At 66.9% G+C, this 25,232-nt stretch carries 18 protein-coding genes and 1 pseudogene; 12 read left to right on the top strand and 7 right to left on the bottom strand.

Features of this window, described 5'->3' with window-relative positions; all coding sequences use genetic code 11:
* Nucleotides 1-221 precede the first annotated feature (221 nt).
* The 3 genes from DAD99_RS22000 to DAD99_RS02780 are packed head-to-tail and all read left to right on the top strand — an operon-like array spanning nucleotide 222 to nucleotide 5,714.
* Entirely contained in the window at nucleotides 222-767 is a 546-nt protein-coding gene (locus tag DAD99_RS22000) for a WhiB family transcriptional regulator (protein WP_309233186.1), read from the top strand.
* A 29-nt stretch (nucleotides 768-796) separates the two neighbouring features.
* Nucleotides 797-4,129, top strand: a complete 3,333-nt coding sequence (locus DAD99_RS02785; RefSeq protein ID WP_193340241.1) for a glycosyltransferase — start codon at nucleotides 797-799, stop codon at nucleotides 4,127-4,129.
* Nucleotides 4,122-5,714, top strand: a complete 1,593-nt coding sequence (locus DAD99_RS02780) for a DUF5719 family protein (RefSeq protein ID WP_227007556.1) — start codon at nucleotides 4,122-4,124, stop codon at nucleotides 5,712-5,714. The genes DAD99_RS02785 and DAD99_RS02780 overlap by 8 nt, the downstream gene beginning before the upstream one ends.
* Before the next feature lie 4 nt (nucleotides 5,715-5,718).
* Here the strand turns inward: DAD99_RS02780 and DAD99_RS02775 are convergent, their stop codons facing one another.
* The gene (locus DAD99_RS02775) at nucleotides 5,719-6,234 is read right to left on the bottom strand and encodes a metallopeptidase family protein (protein ID WP_193340240.1); all 516 of its coding nucleotides are present in this window, start codon (nucleotides 6,232-6,234) and stop codon (nucleotides 5,719-5,721) included.
* A 120-nt stretch (nucleotides 6,235-6,354) separates the two neighbouring features.
* On the opposite strand from DAD99_RS02775, the gene DAD99_RS02770 reads away from it, so the two are divergent.
* The 4 genes from DAD99_RS02770 to DAD99_RS02755 all read left to right on the top strand — a co-directional run bounded on the left by DAD99_RS02770 (nucleotide 6,355) and on the right by DAD99_RS02755 (nucleotide 9,968).
* Nucleotides 6,355-6,744: a DUF3499 domain-containing protein gene (locus tag DAD99_RS02770; protein ID WP_185262957.1), complete on the top strand. Its 390-nt coding sequence runs from the start codon at nucleotides 6,355-6,357 to the stop codon at nucleotides 6,742-6,744.
* An 80-nt stretch (nucleotides 6,745-6,824) separates the two neighbouring features.
* Nucleotides 6,825-7,058: a Trm112 family protein gene (locus DAD99_RS02765; protein WP_193340239.1), complete on the top strand. Its 234-nt coding sequence runs from the start codon at nucleotides 6,825-6,827 to the stop codon at nucleotides 7,056-7,058.
* A gap of 129 nt (nucleotides 7,059-7,187) precedes the next feature.
* On the top strand, nucleotides 7,188-8,666 hold the full coding sequence (gene ahcY / locus DAD99_RS02760) for an adenosylhomocysteinase (RefSeq protein ID WP_193340238.1): 1,479 nt from the start codon (nucleotides 7,188-7,190) through the stop codon (nucleotides 8,664-8,666).
* A 63-nt stretch (nucleotides 8,667-8,729) separates the two neighbouring features.
* Complete coding sequence (locus DAD99_RS02755) at nucleotides 8,730-9,968, top strand: Ig-like domain-containing protein (protein ID WP_193340237.1); 1,239 nt, start codon at nucleotides 8,730-8,732, stop codon at nucleotides 9,966-9,968.
* Nucleotides 9,969-10,004: 36 nt separating this feature from the next.
* On the opposite strand, the gene DAD99_RS02750 is transcribed toward DAD99_RS02755, so the two are convergent.
* Entirely contained in the window at nucleotides 10,005-10,805 is an 801-nt protein-coding gene (locus DAD99_RS02750) for an RDD family protein (protein WP_193340236.1), read from the bottom strand.
* A 68-nt stretch (nucleotides 10,806-10,873) separates the two neighbouring features.
* Between DAD99_RS02750 and DAD99_RS02745 the strand changes: the two genes are divergently transcribed.
* Together DAD99_RS02745 and DAD99_RS02740 are read left to right on the top strand one after the other, a co-directional pair.
* Nucleotides 10,874-11,866, top strand: a complete 993-nt coding sequence (locus tag DAD99_RS02745; RefSeq protein ID WP_193340235.1) for a stage II sporulation protein M — start codon at nucleotides 10,874-10,876, stop codon at nucleotides 11,864-11,866.
* A 123-nt stretch (nucleotides 11,867-11,989) separates the two neighbouring features.
* Nucleotides 11,990-13,093, top strand: coding sequence for a TIGR01906 family membrane protein (locus DAD99_RS02740; protein WP_193340234.1), 1,104 nt, complete (start codon nucleotides 11,990-11,992; stop codon nucleotides 13,091-13,093).
* 34 nt (nucleotides 13,094-13,127) lie between these two features.
* Here the strand turns inward: DAD99_RS02740 and DAD99_RS02735 are convergent.
* Nucleotides 13,128-14,546, bottom strand: a pseudogene (locus tag DAD99_RS02735) (AMP-dependent synthetase/ligase); the annotation flags it as partial.
* 67 nt (nucleotides 14,547-14,613) lie between these two features.
* Nucleotides 14,614-16,296: a phospholipid carrier-dependent glycosyltransferase gene (locus DAD99_RS02730; protein ID WP_193340232.1), complete on the bottom strand. Its 1,683-nt coding sequence runs from the start codon at nucleotides 16,294-16,296 to the stop codon at nucleotides 14,614-14,616.
* 133 nt (nucleotides 16,297-16,429) lie between these two features.
* On the opposite strand from DAD99_RS02730, the gene rsmI reads away from it, so the two are divergent.
* Entirely contained in the window at nucleotides 16,430-17,302 is an 873-nt protein-coding gene (rsmI, locus tag DAD99_RS02725; RefSeq protein ID WP_193340332.1) for a 16S rRNA (cytidine(1402)-2'-O)-methyltransferase, read from the top strand.
* 170 nt (nucleotides 17,303-17,472) lie between these two features.
* Nucleotides 17,473-18,972, top strand: coding sequence for an NAD-dependent succinate-semialdehyde dehydrogenase (locus DAD99_RS02720; RefSeq protein ID WP_193340231.1), 1,500 nt, complete (start codon nucleotides 17,473-17,475; stop codon nucleotides 18,970-18,972).
* A gap of 84 nt (nucleotides 18,973-19,056) precedes the next feature.
* Here DAD99_RS02720 and DAD99_RS02715 read toward each other — a convergent pair whose 3' ends face one another.
* From DAD99_RS02715 to DAD99_RS02705, 3 genes are read right to left on the bottom strand one after another with little or no spacing between them, the layout of a single operon-like run.
* The gene (locus tag DAD99_RS02715) at nucleotides 19,057-21,543 is read right to left on the bottom strand and encodes a transglutaminaseTgpA domain-containing protein (protein ID WP_375372170.1); all 2,487 of its coding nucleotides are present in this window, start codon (nucleotides 21,541-21,543) and stop codon (nucleotides 19,057-19,059) included.
* The gene (locus tag DAD99_RS02710; protein ID WP_193340230.1) at nucleotides 21,540-22,943 is read right to left on the bottom strand and encodes a DUF58 domain-containing protein; all 1,404 of its coding nucleotides are present in this window, start codon (nucleotides 22,941-22,943) and stop codon (nucleotides 21,540-21,542) included. Before DAD99_RS02710 ends, DAD99_RS02715 begins: the two co-directional genes overlap by 4 nt.
* Before the next feature lie 13 nt (nucleotides 22,944-22,956).
* The gene (locus DAD99_RS02705) at nucleotides 22,957-24,066 is read right to left on the bottom strand and encodes a MoxR family ATPase (RefSeq protein WP_193340229.1); all 1,110 of its coding nucleotides are present in this window, start codon (nucleotides 24,064-24,066) and stop codon (nucleotides 22,957-22,959) included.
* A gap of 164 nt (nucleotides 24,067-24,230) precedes the next feature.
* On the opposite strand from DAD99_RS02705, the gene DAD99_RS02700 reads away from it, so the two are divergent.
* Nucleotides 24,231-25,190: a TatD family hydrolase gene (locus tag DAD99_RS02700; RefSeq protein WP_193340228.1), complete on the top strand. Its 960-nt coding sequence runs from the start codon at nucleotides 24,231-24,233 to the stop codon at nucleotides 25,188-25,190.
* Nucleotides 25,191-25,232 lie beyond the last annotated feature (42 nt).

The raw sequence follows: 25,232 nt of genomic DNA, 5'->3' as shown, positions 1-25,232 counted from the left end.
GATGCGGACCGTCAGGCCTCCGGCGCGCCGGGCCTTCGGAAAACTCCCGGGCGTGGCGTGCCAGCAATTGGCTCGGAAAGTTGATTATTATCCCGTCCACGGCTTGACTCCCCACTAGTTACACACGTGTAATTAGATATAGAAAGTCGCTGCATAAATTCAGGCACACAACCGAGTGTCCAAGGATCCAGGCAGGGACTGCAACTTTCAGGAGGGTCGCCGTGGGGCAAGCAGAGCGTATCCATGAAGATGCCGTCGTCGCCGGCCTGGCAACGGCTAAATACCGCGCACGGGGGGTACCGAGCGACTGGTATGTGGATCCTGCCGATCCTGACGCGGTGGACCGCTACAACCGCAACACCAAAGACTCCCTCCAGGACCAGGCCACGGCCTTCCTGGCGGCGCACGAAGCACTTCTTGACGGCGGACACGACCAGGACGATGACGACCTGGATCCGCCCATGGAACTGCGCACCCCGGCACAGGGGACAAGCACCCAGCCGGTGTGGATCGGACTGCCATTCCGGCAGGACTTCGACGACGAAGGCGAACTCGGCTGGCAGACTGATGCATTGTGCGCGCAAACGGATCCGGAGGCCTTCTTCCCGGAGAAGGGCGGATCCACGCGCGACGCCAAGAAGGTCTGCGGTGCATGCAATGTGCGGTCGCAGTGCCTGGAATACGCGCTGGCAAACGACGAACGGTTTGGCATTTGGGGTGGCCTTTCCGAGCGTGAGCGCCGGCGGCTAAGGAAGCGAGCAATCTAATTCTTCAGGAAGTACACGTCACTGCCGTTGTGGTGTCCCACAACGGCAGTGCCTATCTCCCCAGAACCCTGGCTGCCGTCGCGGACCAGACCCGGCCCGCGGATTCCCATATCGGGGTGGACACGGGATCGAGAGACGACTCCGCTGTCCTCCTGGAGCGGGCCTTCGGCGTAACCAATGTGAGCACCTTCCCGCAGGGCAAGAGCGGTATGGGCGGCGCCGTACGGGCCGGACTCGACACCCACGCGCCCTGGGAAGGCCGGTCCCAGCGAGCCGCCACAGAGTGGATCTGGCTGATTCACGACGATGCGGCCCCGGCGCCGGAGGCGTTGGCCGAGCTCCTTAGTGCCGTGGAACGCGCACCGTCCGTGACAGTGGCTGGCTGCAAGCAACTGGACTGGCACACCGAACGCCGGCTGATCGACGTCGGGCTCTCCACCAGCCGCTGGGCCGAGCGGCTTACCCTGATCGATGCCGACGAACTGGACCAGGGCCAGTACAACGGCCGCACTGACACCTTTGCGGTGAACTCGGCCGGCATGCTGGTCCGCAGGGACATTTGGGAGCTCCTGAAAGGGTTCGACCCCGCACTGCCCGGCACCGGCGACGACGTCGACTTCTGCTGGCGCAACCGCCTTGCCGGGCACCGCGTGGTGGTGGTTCCCACTGCGCGGATGTTCCACGTAGCACATCGGCCCCATGCCCAGGGAAACGCCGCCGCAGCGCGGAAAGCCCAGGTCCATCTGCGCCTCAAGCATGCCCCGCTCTGGAAGGTGCCCGTCCATGCGGCCGGGGCGCTGCTGGGCAGCCTCTTCAAACTTGTGCTGAGCATTGCCGTCAAGGATCCCGGGCATGGTTTCTCCCAGCTGGTGGCCACGTTCGCTGCCCTGGCCCGGCCCGGTGCCGTCGCCAAGGCACGCAGGACGGCGGCCAGCAGCCGGCGGATCCGGCGGTCGGTCATCAAGAAGCTGCAGACGCCGCGGCGTGAAGTCTGGAACCACCGCCGCTCCCTCATGGAGGCTCTGGGCGCCGACAACTCCCCGGCCGACGGCCTGGTCCATGACCCCATGGCGGACCAGCCAACAGGGGACGCAGCAGATGACTTCGCTGCGCTGACCACCAGCGAACGGGGTTGGGTGGGGACCGGCGCCCTCGCCGCCGTGCTTATCGCGTCCGTGGCTTCCCTCACGGCTCTCAGCGGGCTGTTCCGGGCCGAAGCCGTTTCGGGTGGAGGCCTCATTCCGGTCTCCTCTACCCTCGGCGAAGTCTGGCACCACGCGTCCAGCTGGTGGATCAGCTTGGGAGCAGGGCTTCCGGGTAGGGGAGACCCTTTCGGCTATGTGCTGTGGATCCTTGGCCTGCTCGGCGGGGGAGATGCCAACGCGGCCATGGCGTGGCTCCTACTGCTCGCCGCTCCGCTGGCCGGCCTGACGGCGTGGTTTGCGGCCGGTGGCCTGACCATCCGGCGCCGCTTCCGACTCGTTGCCGCGCTCTTCTGGGCGGCCGCTCCGGCCTTGCAGATAGCGCTGAACCAAGGCCGCGCGGGTGCCCTGGTGGCCCACATCATGATTCCGCTGCTGGTTCTGGCGCTTTTGCGAGCCACTGGGTCGGCCGTGGGCCACGGACGTTTTATTGTCCCGTCCCCGGATGACCGGCGTTTCACTGAAAAACCTCCTGCACGGCCGGGGATCAATGGCATGCCGTCCTGGACTGCCGCCGCCGCCGCGGGGTTGGTGCTGGGCGTTGTGACCGCGTCGGCGCCCTCGCTGCTGATTCCCGCCACGGTGCTTATCGTGCTCTGCGGGCTGATGCTTGGCCGCCGTGGACGCACCGTGTGGTGGGCCCTGCTGCCCAGCGCCGCGCTCTTTCTTCCCTTCGGCCTATCCGTCATCGACCGGCCGCGGGCCTTACTGGCAGACCCGGGTGTTCCGCTGGGGTTCGAGGCAGCCCCGCTATGGCAGCAATTCCTGGGCCAGCCGCTGCTGTTCTCCGCCGAAGGTGGATTGTCAGGCCTTCCGTTCTTCAGCGGCCAGGCCATCCCGTGGGCACTCGTGCTCGCACTGCTGCTGGCCGTTCCCGTCCTGCTGCTGGCCGTTGCCGCCCTTTTCCTCCCGGGTAAGCGCAGCAGGACCGCACGTGTTCTCTGGGTGGCGGCCCTGGTGATCTTCGCCGGTGGCTGGCTGGCCGGGCACGTTGCCACCGGCGCCACTGCGGACACTCTGGTGACACCGTTCACCGGTCCGGCCATCTCGGCCGGCGGGTTCGCACTGCTCGGAGCAGCCCTGATCGGTGCCGAGCGGTTGCTTGATGCCGCAGACCGGGCAGCCTCGCCCAGTATTCGGCGCACGGTGGCGCTCCGCTCCGCGACGGCGCTTGCCATGGTGGTGCTGCTGGCAGGTCCGCTGGCCGGCATGGCGGTGTGGTCGGCGCAGAACCTGCTCCGTTCCACAGCCACGGCCCGCCCCGCAGAGGTGGCGTCCGGTCCTGCGCTGGGAACGCCCCGCCTGGTTGAGGCAGGCAGTGCCCGGACGCTTCCCGCTACGGCCATCGACCGGGGCACCGGGCCGGAACAGGCACGCACGCTGCTGATCAGCACCCAGGAAAACGGCGCCTATGACGCGGCCCTGATGCGCGGCGCCGGGACCACGCTGGACAGCATGTCAGCCATCGCCGCAGCCCGGAACATTCTGGGCGCACCCGGCCAGGAGACGGTCAGGGAGGACGACGACGTCACGGCGTCTATCCGAAGCGTCGTGGCCACCCTGGTGGCCGGGCAGGGTGTGGATCCCCGGCCCGGGCTTGAGCGCCTGGGCGCCGGGTTCGTGGTGCTGCGCTCGGCAGATACGGCCGCCCAGCTGACGGCCAGCAGAATGGACGCCGTGCCGGGGCTCGTTGCCGTCGGCCAGACGGATGTCGGCTGGCTCTGGCGGATTACGCCGCTGAACCAGCCTGTGCTGCAGCCTGCCGACGTCGCCCATCGCGTCAGGATTGTGGACGGGGCCGGAGCCACGGTGGCGCTCTTGCCGTCCAAGTACGACGACGTCGACACCGCCGTCGCCGGGGGACCGGAAGGGCGGCTGGTGGTGCTCGCCGAACGGCCGGACCCGGGATGGAGCGCCTGGTTCGACGGGCGGAGGCTCACGGCAACGACGTCCGGCTCGGCCCAGGCGTTCACCTTGCCGGCCTCCGCCGGACAGCTGACCATCCGCTACGAGGCGCCCGGGGCACTTTGGTCCGGAATCGCACAGATCACGGTGATCGGACTCACTGTAATGCTCGCCATTCCCATGCCCGCACGCCGGCCCAACACCGGGCTGTCGAGGGACGAAGGATCTTTGCGTAAGGAACACCAGAATGCATAAGGACGCAGCCCGCAGGACCCCGCGCAAGCAGATGCTGGCAGGCCTGGTCTCGGCTGTGGCGATTGTGGCCGCGGCCGGTGCGGTGCTCGCTGCCGCGTCGGTGGCTCCGCAGCCGGCGGGCAGCCGCAGTATTCCAGCCGTGCTGGTAGCTGTTCCCGCTGGCGCCAGCACAGAGGTATGTGCTGGCCCTGCCCGCCTGCTCGAAGGGACTGAGGCGGGCACTGATCCCCAGTTCAGCCCTGAATCCGCGACGGCGAAGAGCACCGTCACGGGCGCCGTCCTGAGCGCCCCCGGCGGGGTTCTTCCCGGGAGCAGGCTCGCCGCGCTTGACGGGACGCCCGCCGTCGAGATCGCCAAGGACGGCAGCCAGCCCGGCCAGGGGACAGGTCCCCAGGACCTGACCGCCGGCGTCCTCGCCGGGCACAGCGTGGATGATGCCACCCTCCTGAGCGCCGACGCCCAGGCCAGCCAGAAACCCTCCGCCGCCGGTGTTATGAAATTCACTGCCACGGACGGTGACCTGCAGGGCTCGGCCGCTGCCAACTGCCAGCCGCCCGCAAACGATCTCTGGCTCTCGGGCGCAAGCACCACTGTGGGCCGCACTTCCGTCCTGCTGCTCAGCAACGCTTCAAGCACACCTGCCACCGTCAGCCTGGAGCTCTTCGGCAGCAAGGGCCAGATCCAGGCGCCGGGCAGCAGGGGTCTGCTGGTTGCGCCGGGAGGTACCCGCTCAATAGTCCTGGCTGGCCTGACCCCCGGTGAAGCTCAGCTCACGGTTCATGTCCGGAGCGCAGGCGGTCCGGTGGCCGCGGCCATCCAGCAGAGTGTCCTGCGGGGACTGACGCCCGGCGGCATCGACTTCATCGCTCCTGGGGCCGCTCCTGCCGCACGGCAGGTCATGACCGCGGTAGACATCCAGGACGCCGGCGCGATCTCTGCCCTCACGGGAACCAGCGGCTACAACGACGCTGGCCCTGCGCTGGCGATCACGGTGCCCGGACCGTCGGATGCGGTAGTGGAGGTCAAGCTCTTCGGCCGGGACGGCCAGAAAGCCTTACCCGGCGGCGGTGTGGTCACGGCAAAAGCCGGGGCTGTCACCGAGATTTCGCTGGCGGGTGTCCCTGCCGGCCACTACACGGTGTCCGCCAGTTCGGACGTGTCTTTTGTGGCTGCAGCCCGCATCACGCGGGGCGTCACGAACGAGAAAGCCTCGGACGTGGCCTGGGCTGCCTCCGGTGTCCGGCTGGGAAGCCAGCACGTGGTGCCCGTGCCCCAGGGCGGTGACCGGATCCTGGTGTTCGGCGTCCTCGAGAACCGGGCCACGGTCACCTACGCTGCCATCACCGCGGACGGCAAGATCCGCGCTGCCGCAACTGCCGACGTCGCCGGCGGCACCACAACGTCCATCAAGGTCCCCGAGAAGGTGGACGGGTCGGAAGTAGTGGCCTACGTTGTCTCCGCGTCAGGTGACGCCGCCTACGGCGCGCTGCTCCTGCAGCAGGAGGGCCGGGACGACATTTCCACGGTGGCCTTTACCCCGGCCGCTTCAGGGCAAGAAAAGGTGCCAGTCTCCCTGGGATACTGACCGGTCAGTACCGGCGGCGGTAAACCGGATCCAGAGTTTCCGGCGCCACGCCAAGCATTTCGGCGGTGTGTTCCACCACAACGTCGTGCACCAGGTCCTGGAGTTCCTCCCGGCTGCCGCAACCCTGCTCAACTACCCGCCGGTACAGGGTGATCACAGGGCCCTCCTCGGCTGTGGCGGGGGTGTAAGAGCCCATGGGAGGCTGTGCGGCGTCCGCCACCAACCGCTCCAGCTGAGGGGGTATTTCGTCAACGGCAAACCGTACGCCGTCGAGCGTTTTGCCCCAGATGTCGTGGAGCCGCTGCGCGGAATCCAGCACCATCTCATCAAAGCGGTCTGAGCGCGTCCGATATCCGGGGAGTGTGGGCAACATCAGCTCCCCGCGCAGGCCGCGGCCGTGGCGGTTCCGGCGGCGCATCGCAAAGCTGCGGCCGGGCGAACCCGAGCCCGTTTCTGCGGCGCGGACATCCGGGTCAGCCAAACGGACCGAAAAAGCTGAATCTTGGTTCGATGACTGCATACCTTGACTGTAAACCCGGGCGCAGAATTACGCGACATACCCCGGTTTGCGTGCCGGGGCGCGGCGCTCGTTTCGGCAAATACTCCGAACGGGCAAGGATACGGAGTAGTCTGTGATGTCGTGGGAGCTATCCGTCAATGTTCAAGGTCAGCCTGCCGTCAGTCGGCGGTGGCAACTTTGACGTACGTCTATGCCGATTCCACCGCTGTCCTGGGTCCGCTTGCCACCTACGCCGAGCCTCATTGTTACGATTTGTGCGAGCAGCACGCAGGGTCCCTGACGGTGCCCCGCGGCTGGGAAGTGCTTCGTTTGGCGATGCCGACGAGCCCGCAGCAGCCGGGACCGGACGACCTCCTGGCCCTTGCCAACGCGGTCCGCGAAGCGGCGGGACAGCCGCCCAAGCAGCTGACCACGCCGGGCCAGCGGGTCTCGCATTCAGCGCTGGAGGCCCCAGCCGGCACGGAAGGCGTCCGCCGGGGGCATCTGCGCGCACTGCGCGAACCTTCCTGAGGCGGATCTGGCGGTAGGCTGGAACCTGCTAATCAGTCAGCCAACGGCGCGAACGCGCGCCCCTGTCGGGAGCACCAATCATGCCAAAGATCAGTCCTGAACTGTTGTCCGTCCTCCGCTGTCCCGTGACCGGTTCGCCCGTGGTCCAGGAAGGCGAAGAGCTTGTGTCGACGGCGGCCGGAGAATCGGGCGTGAAGCTGCGCTACCCGATCGAGGACGGTATCCCGCTGCTGCTGCCGCCGGAACTTCTCCAGGCCGCTACTGCTGCCGGCTCGGACCAGCACGATCCCGCTGTCCGGCCGGCCACGGACTAAACCCGGCTGCGGACCAAACCGCAGGTACTGCCCACGCAGGGCATGGACAACCCGCACCACCACCAGCAGTCGACTTTCGCGCAGACGCTTCAACGCCGTCGCCGCCATCGGACAAAGCAAAGGAACCCCATGACATTTGACTACAAAGTAGCCGACATATCGCTGGCCGAAGCCGGCCGCCACCAGATCCGCCTGGCCGAGCACGAAATGCCCGGCCTGATGTCACTCCGCAAGGAGTTTGGGCCCACCCAGCCGTTGAAGGGCGCCCGGATCGCCGGATCCCTGCACATGACGGTGCAGACCGCCGTCCTGATCGAAACCCTCACAGCTCTTGGTGCCGAGGTCCGCTGGGCCTCCTGCAACATCTTCTCCACCCAGGACGACGCCGCCGCGGCCGTCGTGGTGGGCTCGGGAACGGTCGAGGACCCGCAGGGTGTCCCGGTGTTCGCCTGGAAGGGCGAAACGCTGGAGGAATACTGGTGGACTGCCCAACAGATCCTGGCTTGGCCGGGTGCGGACACCAACCCGGAGCTTGGCCCGAACATGATCCTTGACGACGGCGGCGACGCCACCATGCTGGTCCACAAGGGGGTTGAGTTCGAAGCCGCCGGCGCCGTGCCGGCGACAGGCGAGGACGAGTCCGAGGAAGGCCGGATCTTCCTGGACGTGCTTCGCGCCTCGCTGCAGGAAGATCCTCAGCGGTGGACCCGGATCGGGGCCGGGCTGCGCGGCGTCACCGAGGAAACCACCACCGGCGTGCACCGTCTCTACCAGCTGGCTGAGCAGGGCAAGCTGCTGTTCCCGGCCATCAACGTCAACGACTCGGTCACCAAGAGCAAGTTCGACAACAAGTACGGCATCCGCCACTCGCTGCCTGACGGCATCAACCGCGCCACCGATGTCCTGATGGGTGGCAAGGTGGCCGTCGTCTGCGGTTATGGCGATGTTGGCAAGGGAGCCGCAGAAGCATTCCGGGGCCAGGGGTCGCGCGTCATCGTCACCGAGATCGATCCCATCTGCGCCCTCCAGGCAGCCATGGACGGCTACCAGGTCGCCAAGCTTGAGTCGGTGCTGAGCCAAGGCCACATCTTCATCACCACAACCGGCAACAAGGACGTCATCCTGGCCGAACACATGGCCGGCATGCGGGACAAAGCCATCGTAGGGAACATCGGCCACTTCGACAACGAGATCGACATGGCCGGCCTGGCGCGGATCCCTGGCATCAGGAAGGTGGAAATCAAGCCCCAGGTACACGAATGGGTGCTCGACGCCGGAACCTCGGAAGAGCGCTCCATCATCGTCCTGTCCGAGGGGCGCCTGCTGAACCTGGGCAACGCAACCGGTCACCCGTCTTTCGTGATGAGCAACTCGTTCGCCAACCAGACCATCGCCCAGATCGAGCTGTGGACCAAGCGGGACCAGCCCGAAGGCGAACGCGAATACAACAACCAGGTCTACGTCCTTCCCAAGATCCTGGACGAAAAGGTTGCCCGGCTGCACCTCGACGCCCTCGACGTGGAGCTCACGGAACTCTCCAAGGAACAGGCCGACTACCTGGACCTGGACATCGCCGGACCGTACAAGCCCGAGCACTATCGTTACTGACGTGTGACTCCCCGGGTACCAACCGTACCCGGCGCTGTTACGTCCAAGTATTAAGATCGGACCATGGAACCTGTTGATAAGCCACGCCGGAGGGGGACCGCCAGGAAGATTCTTTTGGTGGCAGCCGTGTGCGTCCTTGCCGCGATGGGCGGAGTTTTCGCCGCCGTCGCGCCGGGCTTCGCGCGCGGCGGACTGGAGTCCGAAGCCAGCTCAGCAGCCCGGTCCGCGCCGGGACTGGCATCGCCCGTGGTGGCCCCGGTCAAGGTGGACGTCACGCCGGCCAACGCCGCGAAGCAGGTTAACCCGGCCGCATCCGTGTCCCTCACGGTGGGCAACGGTCGGATCGAGAGCGTCACCCTGACCAGCACAGCCGGTGAAGCCGTCCACGGTACCTTCGCCGGGGACGGCAGCAGCTGGACTGCGACGGATCCCCTGAAATTCAACACCGAATACAGCTACACATATGTGGTCACCGACGGTGCGGGACGGGAAACGAGCACCACTAACTCGTTCAGTACGGTATCCAGCACCCATGAGGCGGACGCCGCGATCTACCCCCTGGACGGGATGAAGGTTGGCGTGGGCCAGCCGCTGCAGGTCATCTTCAGCGAACCGGTAGTCAACCGGGATGCCGTGGAGAAAGCCATCAAAATCACATCCAGCGCAGGGCAGGCCGGAGCCTTCCACTGGTTCAGCGACACCATGGTCCGGTACCGCCCCGAGGCCTTCTGGGCGGCGAACTCCACTGTCACCATGGACATGCAGCTCTTCGGCGTGGACCTCGGCAACGGCCAGATTGCCAACTTCAACAAAAAAGTCACGGTCAATTTCGGTGACAAGCGGGTGGCCATCGCCGACGCCACCGCCCACACCTTCACGCTCAGCGTCAACGACCAGGTAGTGAAAACTCTCCCGGTCAGCATGGGTGACAAACGCTTCCCGTCAGCGCGTGGCTACGGGGTCCTGATGGAGAAGAACCGCTATGACCACTTCCGGGCCGCCAGCATCGGACTCAAGCCCGGCGATCCCGCCTACTACGGCGAAGTGGACGTCGAATATTCCATCCGCCTCACGCTGAGCGGTGCCTACCTCCACCAGGCGTTGGAGTCCGCGTTCCCATACATCGGCAACACGAACGTCTCGCACGGCTGCATCGGGTTCGCTCCCGACGGCGCCGCCTGGGTTTTCGACAACATGACCACCGGCGATGTGGTTCAGATCGTCAACACCGAAGGCGACTACGCCGCCGTCGACGACGGCTACGGCGACTGGAACATCCCCTGGGCTGAGTACAACAACTAGGAACCGTTCGGCCTGCGACCAGGAACACGTCCGGCCCTACGGGCCGAACGGCAGGCGGCCCAACCGCTCCGCCGTGGCCGAGTTCCGGCGCCGGGCCTGCCGCAACCGCGCAAGTTCGCGGTGCCGGCGTTCGGCGGTAACTGCTGCCAGGTAATGGTCCGGGCTGGTTCCCGGGGGCGGCGGCGGGGCCACATGCCCGGCCAGTTCCGTGGCGATCGATGCGGCCATTCCGGCGGCGGACAGGGGTGCCATGCGGCCGGCCTGCCGGATGAATTGGGCAGCCTGCCGAGCGGTGGCGTCCGGAATCCGGCCGATGTCCGCTGCTGAGGCCCAGGCCTGAAGCTGTGGGGGAACAAGGACGTGGACCGGCGCCTCGACTGGCACCCGCCGACGCAGCGCATACGTGCCGGCGAGGATGTCACCCAGCCGCTTGGAGCGGCTGTTGAAGAGGGCGACGCCGATGGCGAGCCCGCCAAGGGTCAGGTAGATTTCCAGGAACCCGGTCAGCCCCCGGATCACTGCATGGCGGAACCGGATGGCGCCGCCGTCGTCCCGAACCACCCGCAGACCGGCCGCCAGTTTTCCGAGCGAGAGCCCCCGGGTGAGGGTCTCCACCGCCACGGGGAAAATCACAAAACAGAAGACCACGCTCGCCAGCGTGAGCGCCCGCATTGCCGCCTCGTCAAGGTCCTGGCCGGCGGCTGCAATGCCCAGCAGGATCAGGACCAGCAGGATGATGTTGAACAGCACATCCAGCAGCAGCCCAAGGGCACGGGCGGCGAAGGACGCGGGGCGCAGTTCCAGGACAACTGCCTCGCCGGTGATTATCGAACCCAAGCGGATACCCCAATCCCTCGTCAACCATCCTGCGGACGTTCACAGTCTATGGCGGCTAGGCTGTTGCCGTGGATATGGATGCCTTCTCCGCCGCCAACGGGGACAAGTGGTCAAGGCTGCACCAGCTCGCCCATAAGCGGCGCCTCACCGGCGGCGAAGCCGATGAGCTGCTGCGGCTCTACCAGTCGACGTCGGCGCACCTTTCGTTCATCCGGTCCATTGCCCCGGAGAGCGGCCTGTCCGCCTCCCTGTCCGCCACCCTGGCCCAGGCCCGGACCCGTTTCACGGGCGCGCGGTCCAACGTGATGGCGGACCTGGACCGTTTCTTCGTGGCTGCCCTGCCCGCAGCCCTGTACCGCCTGCGGTGGCTGACTCTGGCCTGCGGCGCAGCATTTGTCCTGGTCGCCGGCGCCTACGCGCTCTGGATCGGGACGTCCCCGGAAGCCCTGCGGTCCGTTGCCTCGGAGGCTGCGGTCCGGCAGTACGTCGAGGCAGACTTCATTGACTACTATTCGGAAAACCCTGCGGCCTCGTTTGCGGGGGCCGTCTGGACCAACAACGCCTGGATCAGCGCCCAGGCGGTGGCCCTGGGCATCACCGGTATCTGGGTACCCATGATCCTGTTCACGAACGCCCAGGGCGTCGGGATTGCTGCAGGAGTCTTCGCCGCAGTGGGCCAACAGGGCGTGTTTTACACCTACATCCTGCCGCATGGCCTGATGGAACTCACAGCTGTTTTTGTTGCCTGTGCTGCGGGCTTGCGGATCTTCTGGGCCATGGTGTCCCCGGGACCACGGACGCGGGGACGGGCCGTAGCGGACGAAGGCAGATCGCTGATCACCGTGGCCTTGGGCTTAGTGCTGGTGCTGTTCGTCTCCGGATTGGTGGAGGGCTTTGTCACGCCCAGTCCACTTCCGGTTTGGGCCAAGATCGGCATCGGCCTGGCAGTACTGGCCGCCCATTGGAGCTACGTCCTGGTGTGGGGAAGGCGGGCCTATGACGCCGGTGAACGCGGCGATCTGCTGGCCGGTGATGCGGGATACAGCGAAATCGCCGCATGAATCCGCTGGCGCCGGGGTGGCTCCTCGCCCTCGTGGAGCAGCGGGCGGTAGGCTCAATATCAGATACACGGCGCTGCCCGGATCAGAGCCGGCAGCGCGGACCCCAACGGAAGTGACGCTGCTGTGAACGACAATTCTCCGACCCCTGCCAAACGCACGGAGCCGCAGCCGGATCCGGACCTGGATACTTCATCGGACACGGACGAGCCGGCTTTTGCCTGGCTGAATGAATCCGGCTCCGGCGCTCCCGAGGCGTCCCCGGCCGGTAGCTCCGGTTCCGTTCAGGGCGGTGTCAACCAGCCCGAAAGCCGCGCCGGCCGAAAAGCCGCGGAGGCCGCCGTCGAACCCCCCGCCGTCGTACCTTCCGTGGAAGAGTCACTCCGCAAAGAACCGTCCGCGCAGGACGCCACCCGAAACGGTGCCCACTTCAGCGAGCCGCTCCCCACGTCAGCCCTGCAGGTCCGTCCGCCGCAGGAGGACGTGGAACGACGCAACGCGGAGCGCGAAAGCGCAGCGAACGCCAAGCCCGTGGCTCCGCGCATCTGGCAAGTCCTGCTGGCCCTTTTCTACCCCGTGATCCTGCTGGTGCTGGCCGTTCGCGCGGTCACCAGCCCGCTGTTCCTGTGGGTCGAGTACAACCGGCCCGGGTTCCCCGGCGACGGGTACGGCTTCAGCACCGACGACCGGATGACGTACGGGTCCTACGCGGTTGACTACCTCAGCAACTGGGCGGGGCCGCGGTACCTGGGCGACCTGGTCAACCGCAGCGGCGGGGACCTTTTCAAGGACGGCGAAGTCAGCCACATGGCCGACGTGAAAATTGTCATCCTCTCGGCCTTTGGTGGGGGAGCACTCCTGATTGTCCTCAGCCTCGTGGCCATCGCTTACCTGCGCCGCCGGAGCACCGGCGGAGTGCGCCGCGGACTGTTCGCAGGATCCATCGTTGCGCTGGCGATCATCCTGAGCCTTGGTGCGCTGGCCGTGCTCGGCTGGCAGCAGTTCTTCACCGAGTTCCACCGGATCTTCTTCGCCAGCGGTTCCTGGACCTTCGCCCTGGAAGACACCCTGATCAGGCTGTTCCCGGGCCAGTTCTGGATCGATGCCGGCACTGTCATCGCAGCACTGGTCCTCTTGGCAGCCCTCCTGACTCTCATCCTCACCTGGCCCACGCGCCGCCGTCGCGGGCTGGCCAAGGATGACCAGGACGCCTCTGAGGTGCAGCCCTAAGCGGCTGCTCAGCCCTTGGAGCAGCGGTCTGCTACTTGCGGCCAGTGATGGTCAGGAAGCCCTCAGGGTCCAGCTCGCCGAGGTCTCCGGTCCTGAAGAACCCGTCCAGGAAGGCCCGGGCGGTGGCGGCTTCGTTGGCATGGTAACCCTTGAACACGCCGATCCCCTTGACCAGCACTTCGCCGTCCTCGGCCACGCGGATAGTGGTGCCCGGCAGGGGGATGCCCACGCTGCCCACCCTGGTCCGGGCGGGCGTGTTGGATGTGCAGGGCGCCGTTGTTTCGCTCAGCCCGTAGCACTCAAGGACCCGGATCCCGGAGCCGCGGAAGAAGTGCGCGTCCTCGGGCGCCAGTGGACCCGGGCCCGACACCGCGTAGCGGACCCGGCCGCCCAGAAGCTGGCGGAGGTTCGGGTACGCCAGTCGGTTAAAGACGGCATGCCGCGCCCGCAACGCCAGTCCCGGTCCGCTGCCCCGGCCGCGGGCAGCGTTGTCCTGTGCTGTGGAGAAGCGTACGGCGGCGGCCGACGCAGCCCTGAAGATCCCGGCGTTTACTGACCCGGCAGCCTGGTGCGCGGCCTCCGCCCGGACCTTCGCGAAGATCCGGGACCCCGCCAGGAGGAACGTGGGTTTGAACGTGCCCAGAGCCGCCGGCAGATCAGCCGGACCGGTGACATGGCCCACGGTAGCACCGGCATGGAGGCACGCAACCTGGGCGGCGTGGGCGGGCACATTGGCCAGCGGCAGGAACATCAGGGTGCACGCATTCTGCGCCTTGATGATGTCCGGGAGAAAGGCAACGGCGTTGACGGCCACGAGCGCGAAGTTGCCGTGGGTGATCTCGCAGCCTTTGGGATGTCCGGTGGTGCCGGAGGTGTAGACCAGGGACGCGACGTCGTCCAGGCCTGCGGCGGAGCGGTGGCGTTCCAGCTCGGCATCCGTGACGCCCATTCCGGCGGCCGAGACGCTGGCGAGGTTCGGTGCAGCGCCACGGTCATCCATCCTCACCAAGGCGACCAGCCGGTCCTTAAACAGCGCGGAGGTCTCCAGGATGCCCTTAATCATCGCCACCTTGCCGCGGTCTTCGGCGAACACCCGCCGCGCGCCGGAGTGGTGCAGGATCCACTCCATCTGGCCGGGGGTCGAGGCCTCGTCGATGGGAACGCTCACGCCGCCGGCAAACCAGATGGCGAAGTCCACCAGCGCCCACTCATAGCGGGTGGCGGACATTATTGCCACGGTGTCGCCGGGCTCCAGGCCGCCGGCGATCAGTCCTTTGGCCAGGGCGCACACATCGTGCAGGAATTTCTGCGCCGGAACGTCGGTCCAGCCGTTGGGGCCTTTGCGCGCGTAGAGGGCGTGGGCCGGGTTGGCGGCCTCCCGCTGGCGCAGGAGATCGGTGACATTGCTGCCGGGCTCCAGTTCCACCAGGAGTTTTGTGCTTGCTTCTCGCACGGGTGGCGTCTCCGTTCCGCTGCCTCAACGCAGTTCGCGGCTGGTCAGGGTCTGATGCAATCCTGCCTTAGATCCAGGACGGCATCCACATCCGGAAGCGCCATTCCTGGTAGGGGATGGTCTCCGCCGTCCACACCGGGTAGAAAAAAGCGGACAGCAGGACTGCCCCGGCGACGAAGAGTGCCACCAGGTAAACACCGGAGCGCCGGCGCCAGAGAGGGTCGGTGTCCCGGCCCAGGACAAGGCCCAGGCAATACACCAGCGCGAGCACCAGGAAAGGCTCAAAGGAGACTGCGTAAAAGAAAAACATGGTCCGCTCCGGGTACATGAACCACGGCAGATAGCCGGCACCCACACCCGCGAGGATCGCGCCTGCACGCCAGTCACGGCGCCCTGCCCACCAGAACAGCAGGACCACCAGCGAGATGGCCGCTCCCCACCAGATCATCGGGTTCCCCACCGAGAGGATGGCAGAAGCGCAGTTAGGCACGTCGCATCCCGGGACGCCCTGCTCCGGTTTCTGGTAGAAGAACGACGTCGGCCGGCCCATCACCAGCCAGCTCCAGGCGCTTGCCTCGTAGGGGTGTTCGGAGCCCAGCCCCTGATGGAATTTGTAGGCCTCCAGGTGGTAATGCGCCAGGGAACGCAGGGAGTCAGGCAGCCAGCCCCACTCCGCGGAGGGGTTACTCTGGGCCCACTGCCGGAAGTAGGCGCCCTCGGAACGGAACCAGCCCGTCCAGGTGGCGGTGTAGACCACCACGGCAACAGGAACCATGCTGGCAAAGGCCTGGAGCCCGTCCTTGATGACTCCGCCGCTGACCCAACCGCGGATTCCCGCGACGCGCCGTGCATTGAGGTCCCACAGGACCGTCAGCACCCCGAAGCCGGCGAGGAAAAACAGGCCCGACCATTTGGTGCCCACCGCGAGGCCTATGCACACTCCCGCGGCGAGACGCCACCAGCGGATCCCCAGCCATGGTCCCGCCAGCAGCTGACGGGGTGAGGGCTGGCCCTTCGTGGACGCGGCCGCGAGCCGTCCGAGCCGCGTAGCCAGCCGCCTTCGACCGTCATCGCGGTCCAGCAGCAATGCTCCGAAGGCGGCCAGGATCCAGAACATCAGGAAGATGTCCAGGAGTGATGTCCGTGACATCACCAGGTGGTGGCCGTCGACGGCGAGCAGCAGGCCCGCGGCGGCAGCCAGCGGCACTGAGCGGAACATTTTCAGCGCAATCAGGGTGAGCAGCAGGATGGACAGGGTCCCGGTGAGTGCGGCCGCGAACCGCCAGCCGAACGGATTATCGGCCCCGAACAGCCACATGCCACCGGCGATCATCCATTTGCCCACGGGCGGATGGACCACGTACTCGGGAGTGTCCAGGAGGATGGCCGGGTTGCCCGCGTTGAATGAGTCGTTGGCCTTGTCCGGCCAGCCCCGTTCGTACCCGCTGACAAGGTAGGAGTAGGCGTCCTTGACGTAATACGTTTCATCGAAGACCAGGCTGTGCGGCGTGCCCAGCCGGACAAAGCGGAGGACGCCCCCGAGCGCGGAGGTCAGGGCAGGAACCAGCCAGAACCAGAGACGCAGCGACGGCGGGTAATCCCGCCAGCCGCGGGTGCTTCCGATCAGGCGCTCGCGGAGGGCTGCAGACGAGAAGGCCTTCGCCGGACGGGCGATCCAGGGGCCTCGTACCGGCTGGTTGGTTTGGCCGGCCTCGGCAGGCCGCATGGAGGTCTGCGTCACGAGCCCCATGCTACCTTTTGCAGCTTGGGTCCCCTGCCAGCAGTACGCTGGGGGAGTGGACCCTAACCCCAGCACCTTCGCCGATTCCCGCCCTGCAGAACCTTCCGTTGCCGCCGGGGAGGAGCCAGCGACAGAGACGCAGGTGACAGCGGACCCGGCTGCAACGGCACCAGTTGCCACGGGGCCAGGCCGGATTGTGTTGGCGGCGACGCCAATCGGCAATGCCGGCGACGCGTCGGCCCGCCTGATCGAACTCCTGGGTACGGCGGACATCGTGGCCGCCGAAGACACCAGGCGCCTGCACCGCCTGGTCCAGAACCTCGGAGTCACCGTCGCCGGGCGGGTCATCAGCTACCACGAGCACAACGAGGCCACTAAGACCGCGGAGTTGCTGGAGCACGTCCGGGCCGGCAAAACCCTGGTGATGGTCACTGACGCCGGCATGCCTTCGGTCTCGGACCCGGGGTTCCGGCTCGTGGAAGGCGCTGTGGCCGCCGGACTGACCGTGACCGCCGTCCCGGGCCCGTCTGCGGTACTGACCGCCTTGGCTCTCTCCGGCCTGCCCACCGACCGCTTCTGTTTTGAGGGGTTCCTGCCCCGGAAAGCCGGCGAACGGGCGTCGCGTCTGGCGGACCTTTCGGCGGAACGCCGGACCATGGTGTTTTTTGAGGCCCCGCACCGCCTGGAATCGATGCTGCGGGCGCTGCGTGAGCGCTTCGGTGCCGAGCGGCGGATCGCCGTCTGCCGCGAACTGACCAAGACCTACGAGGAAGTCATCCGCGGGACGGTCGGGGAACTGTTGCTGTGGGCCGAAGGCAACGAGGTCCGCGGCGAGATAGCCGTGGTGCTGGGCGGCGCTCCCGAGCAGGCGCCGGGGACCCCCGAAGACCACGTGACCGCCGTCAACGAGCTGGTGGCCCAGGGAATCCGGCTGAAGGAAGCTGTGGCCGCCGTCGCTGAGGACGTCCGCGTCAGCAAGCGGGAGCTGTACGCGGCAGTCCTCGCGGCACGCTGAGCACGCCAAATTCAGCTGTGCAGCTGCACAACAGTGTCTGGTATCTGTAGTGCGTCCAAGCGTAGACCCTTTGGCGGCCGCGGCAGTAGTCTGACAGTAAATCAGCCGGGAAGGCAGGCCACGAGGCCTGTGCAGTGGCTGCACCAAACCTTACTGACGAGGGAGTCAACGTGACTGTCACCGCACTGCCAGCTGTTACCGCGGAACGCGAAAGCGCGCTGCTGGCCTCTGTTCCCACCGGACTGCTGATCAACGGCGAATGGCGCCCGGCGGCTTCAGGCAAGACGTTCGACATCGAAGACCCCGCCACGGGTAAGGTGCTGCTCAGCATCGCTGACGCGGGCCCGGAGGACGGCAAGGCTGCTTTGGACGCGGCCGCCGCCGCGCAGGAGTCGTGGGCGAGGGTTCCGGCCCGTGAACGCGGTGAAATCCTCCGCCGTGCCTTTGAAATGGTTACGGCGCGTGCCGAGGACTTCGCGCTGCTGATGACCATGGAAATGGGCAAGCCGCTTGCCGAAGCCCGTGGCGAGGTCACCTACGGCGCGGAGTTCCTGCGGTGGTTCTCCGAAGAAGCCGTTCGCGCGTTCGGACGCTACTCGGTCTCCCCGGACGGCAAGTCCCGTTTGCTGGTGACCAAGAAGCCGGTGGGCCCGTGCCTGCTGATCACGCCGTGGAACTTCCCGCTGGCAATGGCCACGCGCAAGATCGCCCCCGCCGTCGCAGCCGGCTGCACCATGGTGCTGAAGTCCGCCAACCTCACGCCGCTGACCTCGCAGCTGTTCGCCGCCGTCATGCAGGAAGCGGGCCTGCCCGCCGGAGTCCTGAACGTCATTCCCACGTCCACTGCAGGCGCCACCACCGGCCCGCTGCTCAAGGACCAGCGGCTGCGCAAGCTGTCCTTCACCGGCTCCACCGAGGTAGGACGCCGCCTGCTCGCCGATGCCTCCGAGACTGTGCTGCGGACTTCCATGGAACTCGGCGGCAACGCCCCGTTCGTGGTCTTCGAAGACGCCGACCTGGACGCTGCTGTCGCCGGTGCCATGCTGGCGAAGCTGCGGAACATGGGCGAGGCCTGCACCGCCGCGAACCGGTTCATCGTCCACGAATCCGTCGCCGACGAATTCGCCCAGAAGTTTGCCGCGAAAATGGGTGAGATGACCACCGCCCGGGGCACCGAGCCGGAGTCCAAGGTGGGTCCCCTGATCGATGCCAAGAGCCGGGACAAGGTCCACGAACTCGTGTCCGACGCCGTCGCCTCCGGCGCCAAAGCTGTCCTGGGCGGCGCCCCGGCCGAAGGCCCAGGCTACTTCTACCCGCCCACCATCCTCACCGGCGTCACCGAAGGCACCCGGATCCTGTCCGAGGAAATCTTCGGCCCCGTCGCCCCGATCATCACCTTCGGCACCGAGGACGAAGCGATCCGTCTGGCCAACAACACCGAGTACGGGCTGGTGGCGTACGTGTTCACGCGCGACCTGAACCGCGGCATCCGGATGGGCGAACGGCTCGAGACCGGCATGCTCGGCCTGAACGCCGGCGTTATCTCCAACGCCGCTGCGCCGTTCGGCGGCGTCAAGCAGTCCGGTCTGGGACGTGAAGGCGGCCTCGAGGGCATCGAGGAATACCTATACACCCAGTACATCGGCATCGCGGACCCCTACGCCGGCTGAACGGACAATCCTCCGGCTGACAGGATTATCATCCGGTCAGCCGGGTCCTCCAGCGCCTGCGGGGCAGGCAATGGCAGCTGGCTGCTATTGCCTGCCCCGCGGCCGGAACAGGCGGTCGCTCGCCCTCGACCCGGAGCGTGCGGCGGCGTTTGCCGTCCCGCGTGCCAGCCTGTTGACCTTCTTAAACGGGGCAGCCAGGAGCCAGGCCCACAGTCCCAGAACCGACGGCGGGAGCCAGTCGGCACGGAGGCGTCGGGGGAGCGAGGCGTTGGCTCGCAAGGTCTGCTGTACCGCCGCGATGCGCGGGGCAATCGCCCCAGTCCTGCCGCGGCCTGCTGGGTCCTGGACAGGCGGCCCGTAGTGCCGGCGTTCGAAGTCGGAGGTGAGGCTGCGGATGGCCTGGTGCGCGGCGTCGTCCATTCCACCGCTCTCGCCGAGCAGGGATGACTGGCGGAACCGGGCGGAATATGTTCGGGCTGTTTCGCTGGATTCCGGTGGCAGGCCGTAGTCAGTTCCGAGGTCGCGGATTTCAGCCCACGCCAGCGGAACCGCGTCCTCCCGGGCCCGGTCCTCGGTGCGGAGCCGCCGTGCACGCCGCCCCACCCTCACCAGCCGTGGCGAAGCCGCCAGGAGGACAAGGCCAAGCGCGGCCGCCGTCCCGAACAGCCACGGCAGGAGCACCTGCCCCACGTCCCCATCGCCGCCAACTGCACCGGGGAGGGGCGCGGCCGTCGCACCTGGCGTGGAGGCCGGGGCTGTTGTGCCCGGAAGGAGGTCGGCGTTGTTTTCCAGCGACACGGGGCTACCCGGGTTGCTGGTTTCCGTGGCGTACGCAGGTATAACGCCACGCGACGGGGTGGGTTCGAACGGCACCCACCCCAGTCCCTGGAAGTAGAGTTCGGGCCAGGCATGGGCATCCCGGGCGTCCACCTCATACTCGGGCAGTGCACCTTGCCCGGCCACGGAAACCGTGGAACCGGTGGTACGGCCAGGCGCGTAGCCCACCGCGATGCGGCTGGGGATACCCTCCAAGCGGGCCATTACAGCCATCGCGGACGAGAAGTGGATGCAGTAACCGCTCTTCTGGGCCAGGAAATCGGCCAGCACCGAAAGCCCATTCCCGTCGTAGCCGCCCTGGACAGGTGACTGGAGGGAATAGGTGAACTCACCCGACCGAAGGTATTTCTGGATGGCCATGGCCTTGGCGAAGGGCGTATCGCTGGAAGCCGTTACCGTCGCAGCGGTGCTCCGGACTATGTCCGGGACGTTGCCGGGAACCCTGGTGAAATCATCATGGATTCCCCGCACGGCCTGCGAGGACTGTTGAAGCAGGGTGGCCGTGAGCTTAGGCGTCGAGGACACCACAATATATTGCTGTGCCCGCGAGTTGGTGTTGGTTCCCTTGACGGCCAGCGTGGCCGGGTCCCACGTCCAGGAGCCGTCGAGCCCGCGGATTGACTCGGGCGCATACGGCAACGGCAGGTACGGGCTGGTGAACGTGCCCGTATCCACGGCAGTCACCTGGCGGAGTTGCTCCTCGGCGACGATCTGGTAGCCCGTCTCCAGCTGTCCGGCCACGGGGCGGCGCTCGGCGTCCCGGTCATCAGGTCCCCAGGATTCGCCGTCGAAATTGTCAACAGTGACGGACCGCAGATAGAGCGACCCGGCCGCATTGGTGGCATAGGTGATCCGCCCGCTGCCGCCTGGTGCCCGCAGGCTGTTTCCCAGGGTAATCATGGGATTCAGGCCGGTGCCGGCGCCCCAAGGGTTCAGCCGGGAGCCCTGCGGAAACGTGCCGTGGTCGAAACCTGGAATTGCCGCCGGCACCGCCAGGGTTGCCACCAGCGCCACGGTTCCGGTCAGCACGGCCCGCCGCAGCTGGCCGGGATTCCGGCCGCTGTCGGCTGATGTGCGGGAATCCGGCGCAAACCACTGGCTGCACGCGAGGATCAGCAGATATCCGGCCACCGTGGCAATGAAGCCCCAAACCCCCACGCTCTGGGGCTTCACCGTGGCGGGGACCACCAGAATGGCCAGAAGGCCCAGCCCGGTTGTTGCCGGCATGCCAAGCGGCACGGCCAACGCATCGATGAGGATGACGGTCAGGCCCAGGGCTGCGCAGCACACCATCACGATTCCTGCATTCGGAGCCACCGGGGCACTTTCCGCAAGGACCGTCTCGCTCGCCCGGCGGATGAACCTGTCCACTTCGGCCAGGGTTGCCCCGGACGGGATGAAACCGGCAATGGCCGTGCTCCGGAAGAACGTCAGCGTTAGAACCGCGGTCAGCGACGCAAAGCCGCTGGCTGCCACCACAAGGGGCTGGGCCCGCAGTGCGCGGAGCGTGGCGATGGACAGGCAGACCACCACTACCGTGGTCAGGATGGGCAAGTACCAGGCCCATCCGCGTAGGACTCCGTTGAGGGAAATTGCGGCGCCCGCAACAGCGAGGGCCACAGCCCCGGCCATGGCCCAGGGGTACGCCCCAACCCGCGTCCGTGCCGGGACCTGTCCAGGGGTACCCGTGGCTGCCTTGTCTCGGGAAACGTTGCGTTCCGGTGCCAGCGTCACCGCCCCACCCCCGCTCCGCGGCGCACGTCTGCAGCCGCCGTGGCAGGCGCAGCACCGGCCTGGTCGAAGTGGGTCCAGGCATCCGGGACTGAAATCGAGGTTGTCACAGCCACTGCCCTCCAGCCGCCCCGACGGAGGGCCTCCAAAGAGATCTCGGCATCCGCGGGCCTGTCGGAAACGATGATGGCGAAGGCATTCGCGCCGTAACCCGCCGCCGGAGCGAGGGCTCTGGCCTCGCTCGGCGAGATCCTGCCGAGCACGGCAATAAGGGGACCCCGCATCCGGTGGGCCGAGAGTTTATCCATGAGGTGATCGTCGAAATCAGCCGGTCCGGCATCCTGGCCACCGTGGTCCCGGGCAGCATGGTGCGGACCGGAGAGCTGGATGGCAGCGAGGCTTTCGGCGATCGACTGGAGCCCGGGCACTCCGCTGAACTCTTCCGCCTCCGGTTCCGGCGCGGACGGGGAACGGAGGAACGCGGGTTCGCCGCGGGGGTCCAGGAGGCGGAGGGCGTAGCTGCGCTCCGACAGGTGCGTACAGATGGAGATCGCGGCCACCACGGCCCACTCGAACGTGCCGCTGGTGATCATCTCGTGGCCGTCCGCGGCCGCACCGCCCCCAAGACCAGAACCGTGGCCGCCGGAAAAGGCCGCGAACCGTTGGTCCAGGATGACGGTGGCCTCCGGCGTCGTGACGGATTCCTCCTGACGCACCATCAGGGTGCCGTGGTGGGCGGTCGCCGCCCAATGCACCCTGCGCATCGGATCGCCCGGGCGGTATTCACGGGTCATGACGTCATCGTCGCTGGGGTTGGCGCGGGTACGCGTGGCTGTGATGCCGTCGTTCCCGCGGGCTCCCGCGAGGCCCGTCGCGGGAAGCTCGACGGCGGCGGGCGTCACGGTGAGGGTGTCGCCGTCGTCAATTGACCGCCGGTGCAGGGACAACCCGAACGGATCCGTGAACTCGGCTGTCACCGGGCCGATCAGGTATTGTCCGCGTTTGGTGGAGCGCAGATGGTATTCGTACCTGCTGGTCCCGCCCTTGGCGGAGCGGGCGGGAAAATGGAAGGCCGGGGATTCCCCGAACCGTGGCGGCAGCCGTTCCTCCATGATGGCCCGGCCGCCACCGGAACCGGTCCGTGCCACGGCGAGCCTAACCGTGGTGGCAGCGAAGGTTTCCACCGGGGAGGGGTTGAACTCGCGGTAAACCCGGAACCGCGGCTTGAGGAGCCTGATTCCGGCGAGCGAAACCAGGGGAAGGACTATGAGCAGAACGCTCAGACTCAGCAGATCCCGCCGCCCCATGATCTGCGCAGACAACAGGCAGACGGCGCCGGCGGCCAGGAGCCCCCAGCCACGCTGGCTGAAGAGGTGCCGGGGGAGTCGGTCACGCAGCGCCATGTGCCGGCCCAGCCTAGTGGTTCCGGCGCAATCCGGCGGGCGGGGCCGATGACCGGGCCGGGTTGTTAACCGGCTCCTGGTTCACCGGGAGCCGGGAGAGGATGCCCCGGATGACGGTGTGCGGCGTCTCGCCGGCGCCGGCTGCCTTGCGGTCCAGGATGATCCGGTGGGCCAGCACGGATTCCGCCACGCCGACGACGTCGTCGGGCAGCACAAAATCACGGCCGTCCAGGGCCGCTGTGGCCTTCGCAGCCCGGAGCAGCTGGAGCATGGAGCGTGGGCTGGCGCCCAGCCGGAGCAGGGGGCTTCCGCGCGTTGCGCGGCCTACTGAGACGGTATATTCCTTGACCGCCTGAGATACGTAAACCTGCTGGACGGTTGCGATCATCGCTGCGACGTCCGCTGCGGTGACCACGGGGGAGACCTTGGCCAAAGGGGAGGTCGCCTGATGGGTCTCCAGCATCTCGATCTCGGAGTCCTTGTCCGGATAGCCCATGGAAATCCGTGCCATAAATCGGTCGCGCTGGGCTTCCGGGAGTGGGTAGGTGCCTTCCATCTCGATCGGGTTCTGGGTGGCCACCACCATGAACGGTTCGTCGAGTTTGTACGAGTCGCCGTCCACCGTGACCTGGTGTTCCTCCATGCACTCCAGGAGGGCTGATTGCGTCTTGGCAGACGCGCGGTTGATTTCGTCGCCAATGACGATGTTGGCGAACACAGCACCCGGGCGGAACTCGAAAAGCCGCGACGCCTGGTTATAGATGGACACGCCCGTTACGTCCGAGGGCAGCAGGTCCGGGGTGAACTGGATGCGGCTGACCGTGCAGTCGATGCTCCGGGCGAGGGTTTTGGCCAGAAGGGTCTTGCCCACGCCCGGCACGTCCTCCAGGAGCAGATGGCCCTGGGCCAGCAAAACTGTCAGGGCGAGCCTGGCGGCATCCGACTTTCCGTCGATGACGGTGTTGATGGATGCCAGGATCCGCTGGCTGGCCGCGTGGAATGTTTCCCTGTCCATGGCTGCTGACTTGTGGCCGTTGAGGTGGCCCACTTGCTCCGTCACGGCGGAAAAGTTCCGGCTGGCAGGGGTTACCTCGTTGACAGCGGTGCGGCGGTGGGAATCCATCTGCAACCTTTCAGCCCGGGGATCGCCCGGAACGGGACAGCAGGCCTGCCTTCGCCCGGCGGTGGGCGTTCGCGTCTGTTCGTACCAGCCTACTAACACAACTGCCCTGGCTGACAGAGAGTTCCGGGAATTCTGCGGGGATCGGCCGCCGCTAGGCTTGAGGGATGTGCAATTCGCTGATTCCCGCCGCCTACCGCGCAGTCGGGACGGACCCTGAAGATGCAGCCCATACTGCCGCTGAGGCCGCATCCGGTGCTAAGGCCTGCACCCCAGCCGGCACCGGGCGGCAGGCGCGGCCGCACTATCCGCCGGCGCCGGAGCCGTTGCCGGTCCCCGTGATGGACAACCATACGCACCTGGACTTCCCCGACGGTGAGAGCCCCGTGGGGATCGCCGCGGCGATGGATGCGGCCCAGGCCGTCGGAGTGCAGGGGGCTGTCCAGGTGGGCTGCGACCTGGAGTCCTCTCGGTTCACAGTCCGCGCCGTTGACCTGGACAGCAGGTTGCTGGGCGCCGTGGCACTGCACCCCAACGACGCCCCGGACTATGCCAGGCGCGGCGAGCTGGAGGATGCGCTGACGGAGATTGAGCGATTGGCCGCCCATCCCCGGATCAGGGCCATCGGCGAGACCGGCCTCGATTTCTTCCGCACGGAAGGGGAAGGCCTGGCCCACCAGCGCTATTCGTTCCGGCGGCATATCGATATCGCCAAGCGACTGAACCTGACGCTGCAGATCCACGACCGCGACGCTCACGACGACGTGGTGCAGGTCCTGCGCGAGGAGGGGGCTCCGGAACGGGTGGTGTTTCATTGCTTCTCGGGTGATGAGGAGCTCGCCAGGATCTGCAACGCCGCGGGCTGGAACATGTCCTTCGCCGGCACGCTGACGTTCAAGAATGCAGCCAACCTCCGCGCCGCACTGGCGGTGGCAGACCCGGACCTCGTGCTGGTGGAAACGGATGCTCCCTTCCTGACTCCGCATCCGCACCGTGGCCGTCCAAACGCCAGCTATATGGTGCCGTACACCGTCCGCGCCATGGCCGAATTGACAGGAACTGACCTCGCTGAGCTCTGCACCCGGATCAGCGAAAATACCGCGCGGGCGTACGGATCCTGGGACTGATCCCGGCCTCGCCGGATTGCTAGATACACATACTTCGTATGT

Origin of the sequence: Pseudarthrobacter sp. AB1 (assembly GCF_014926485.1) — a bacterium.
Taxonomy (GTDB): domain Bacteria; phylum Actinomycetota; class Actinomycetes; order Actinomycetales; family Micrococcaceae; genus Arthrobacter.
Note: the sequence above shows the minus strand (reverse complement) of the source record. Positions and strands in the feature narration are given on the sequence as shown.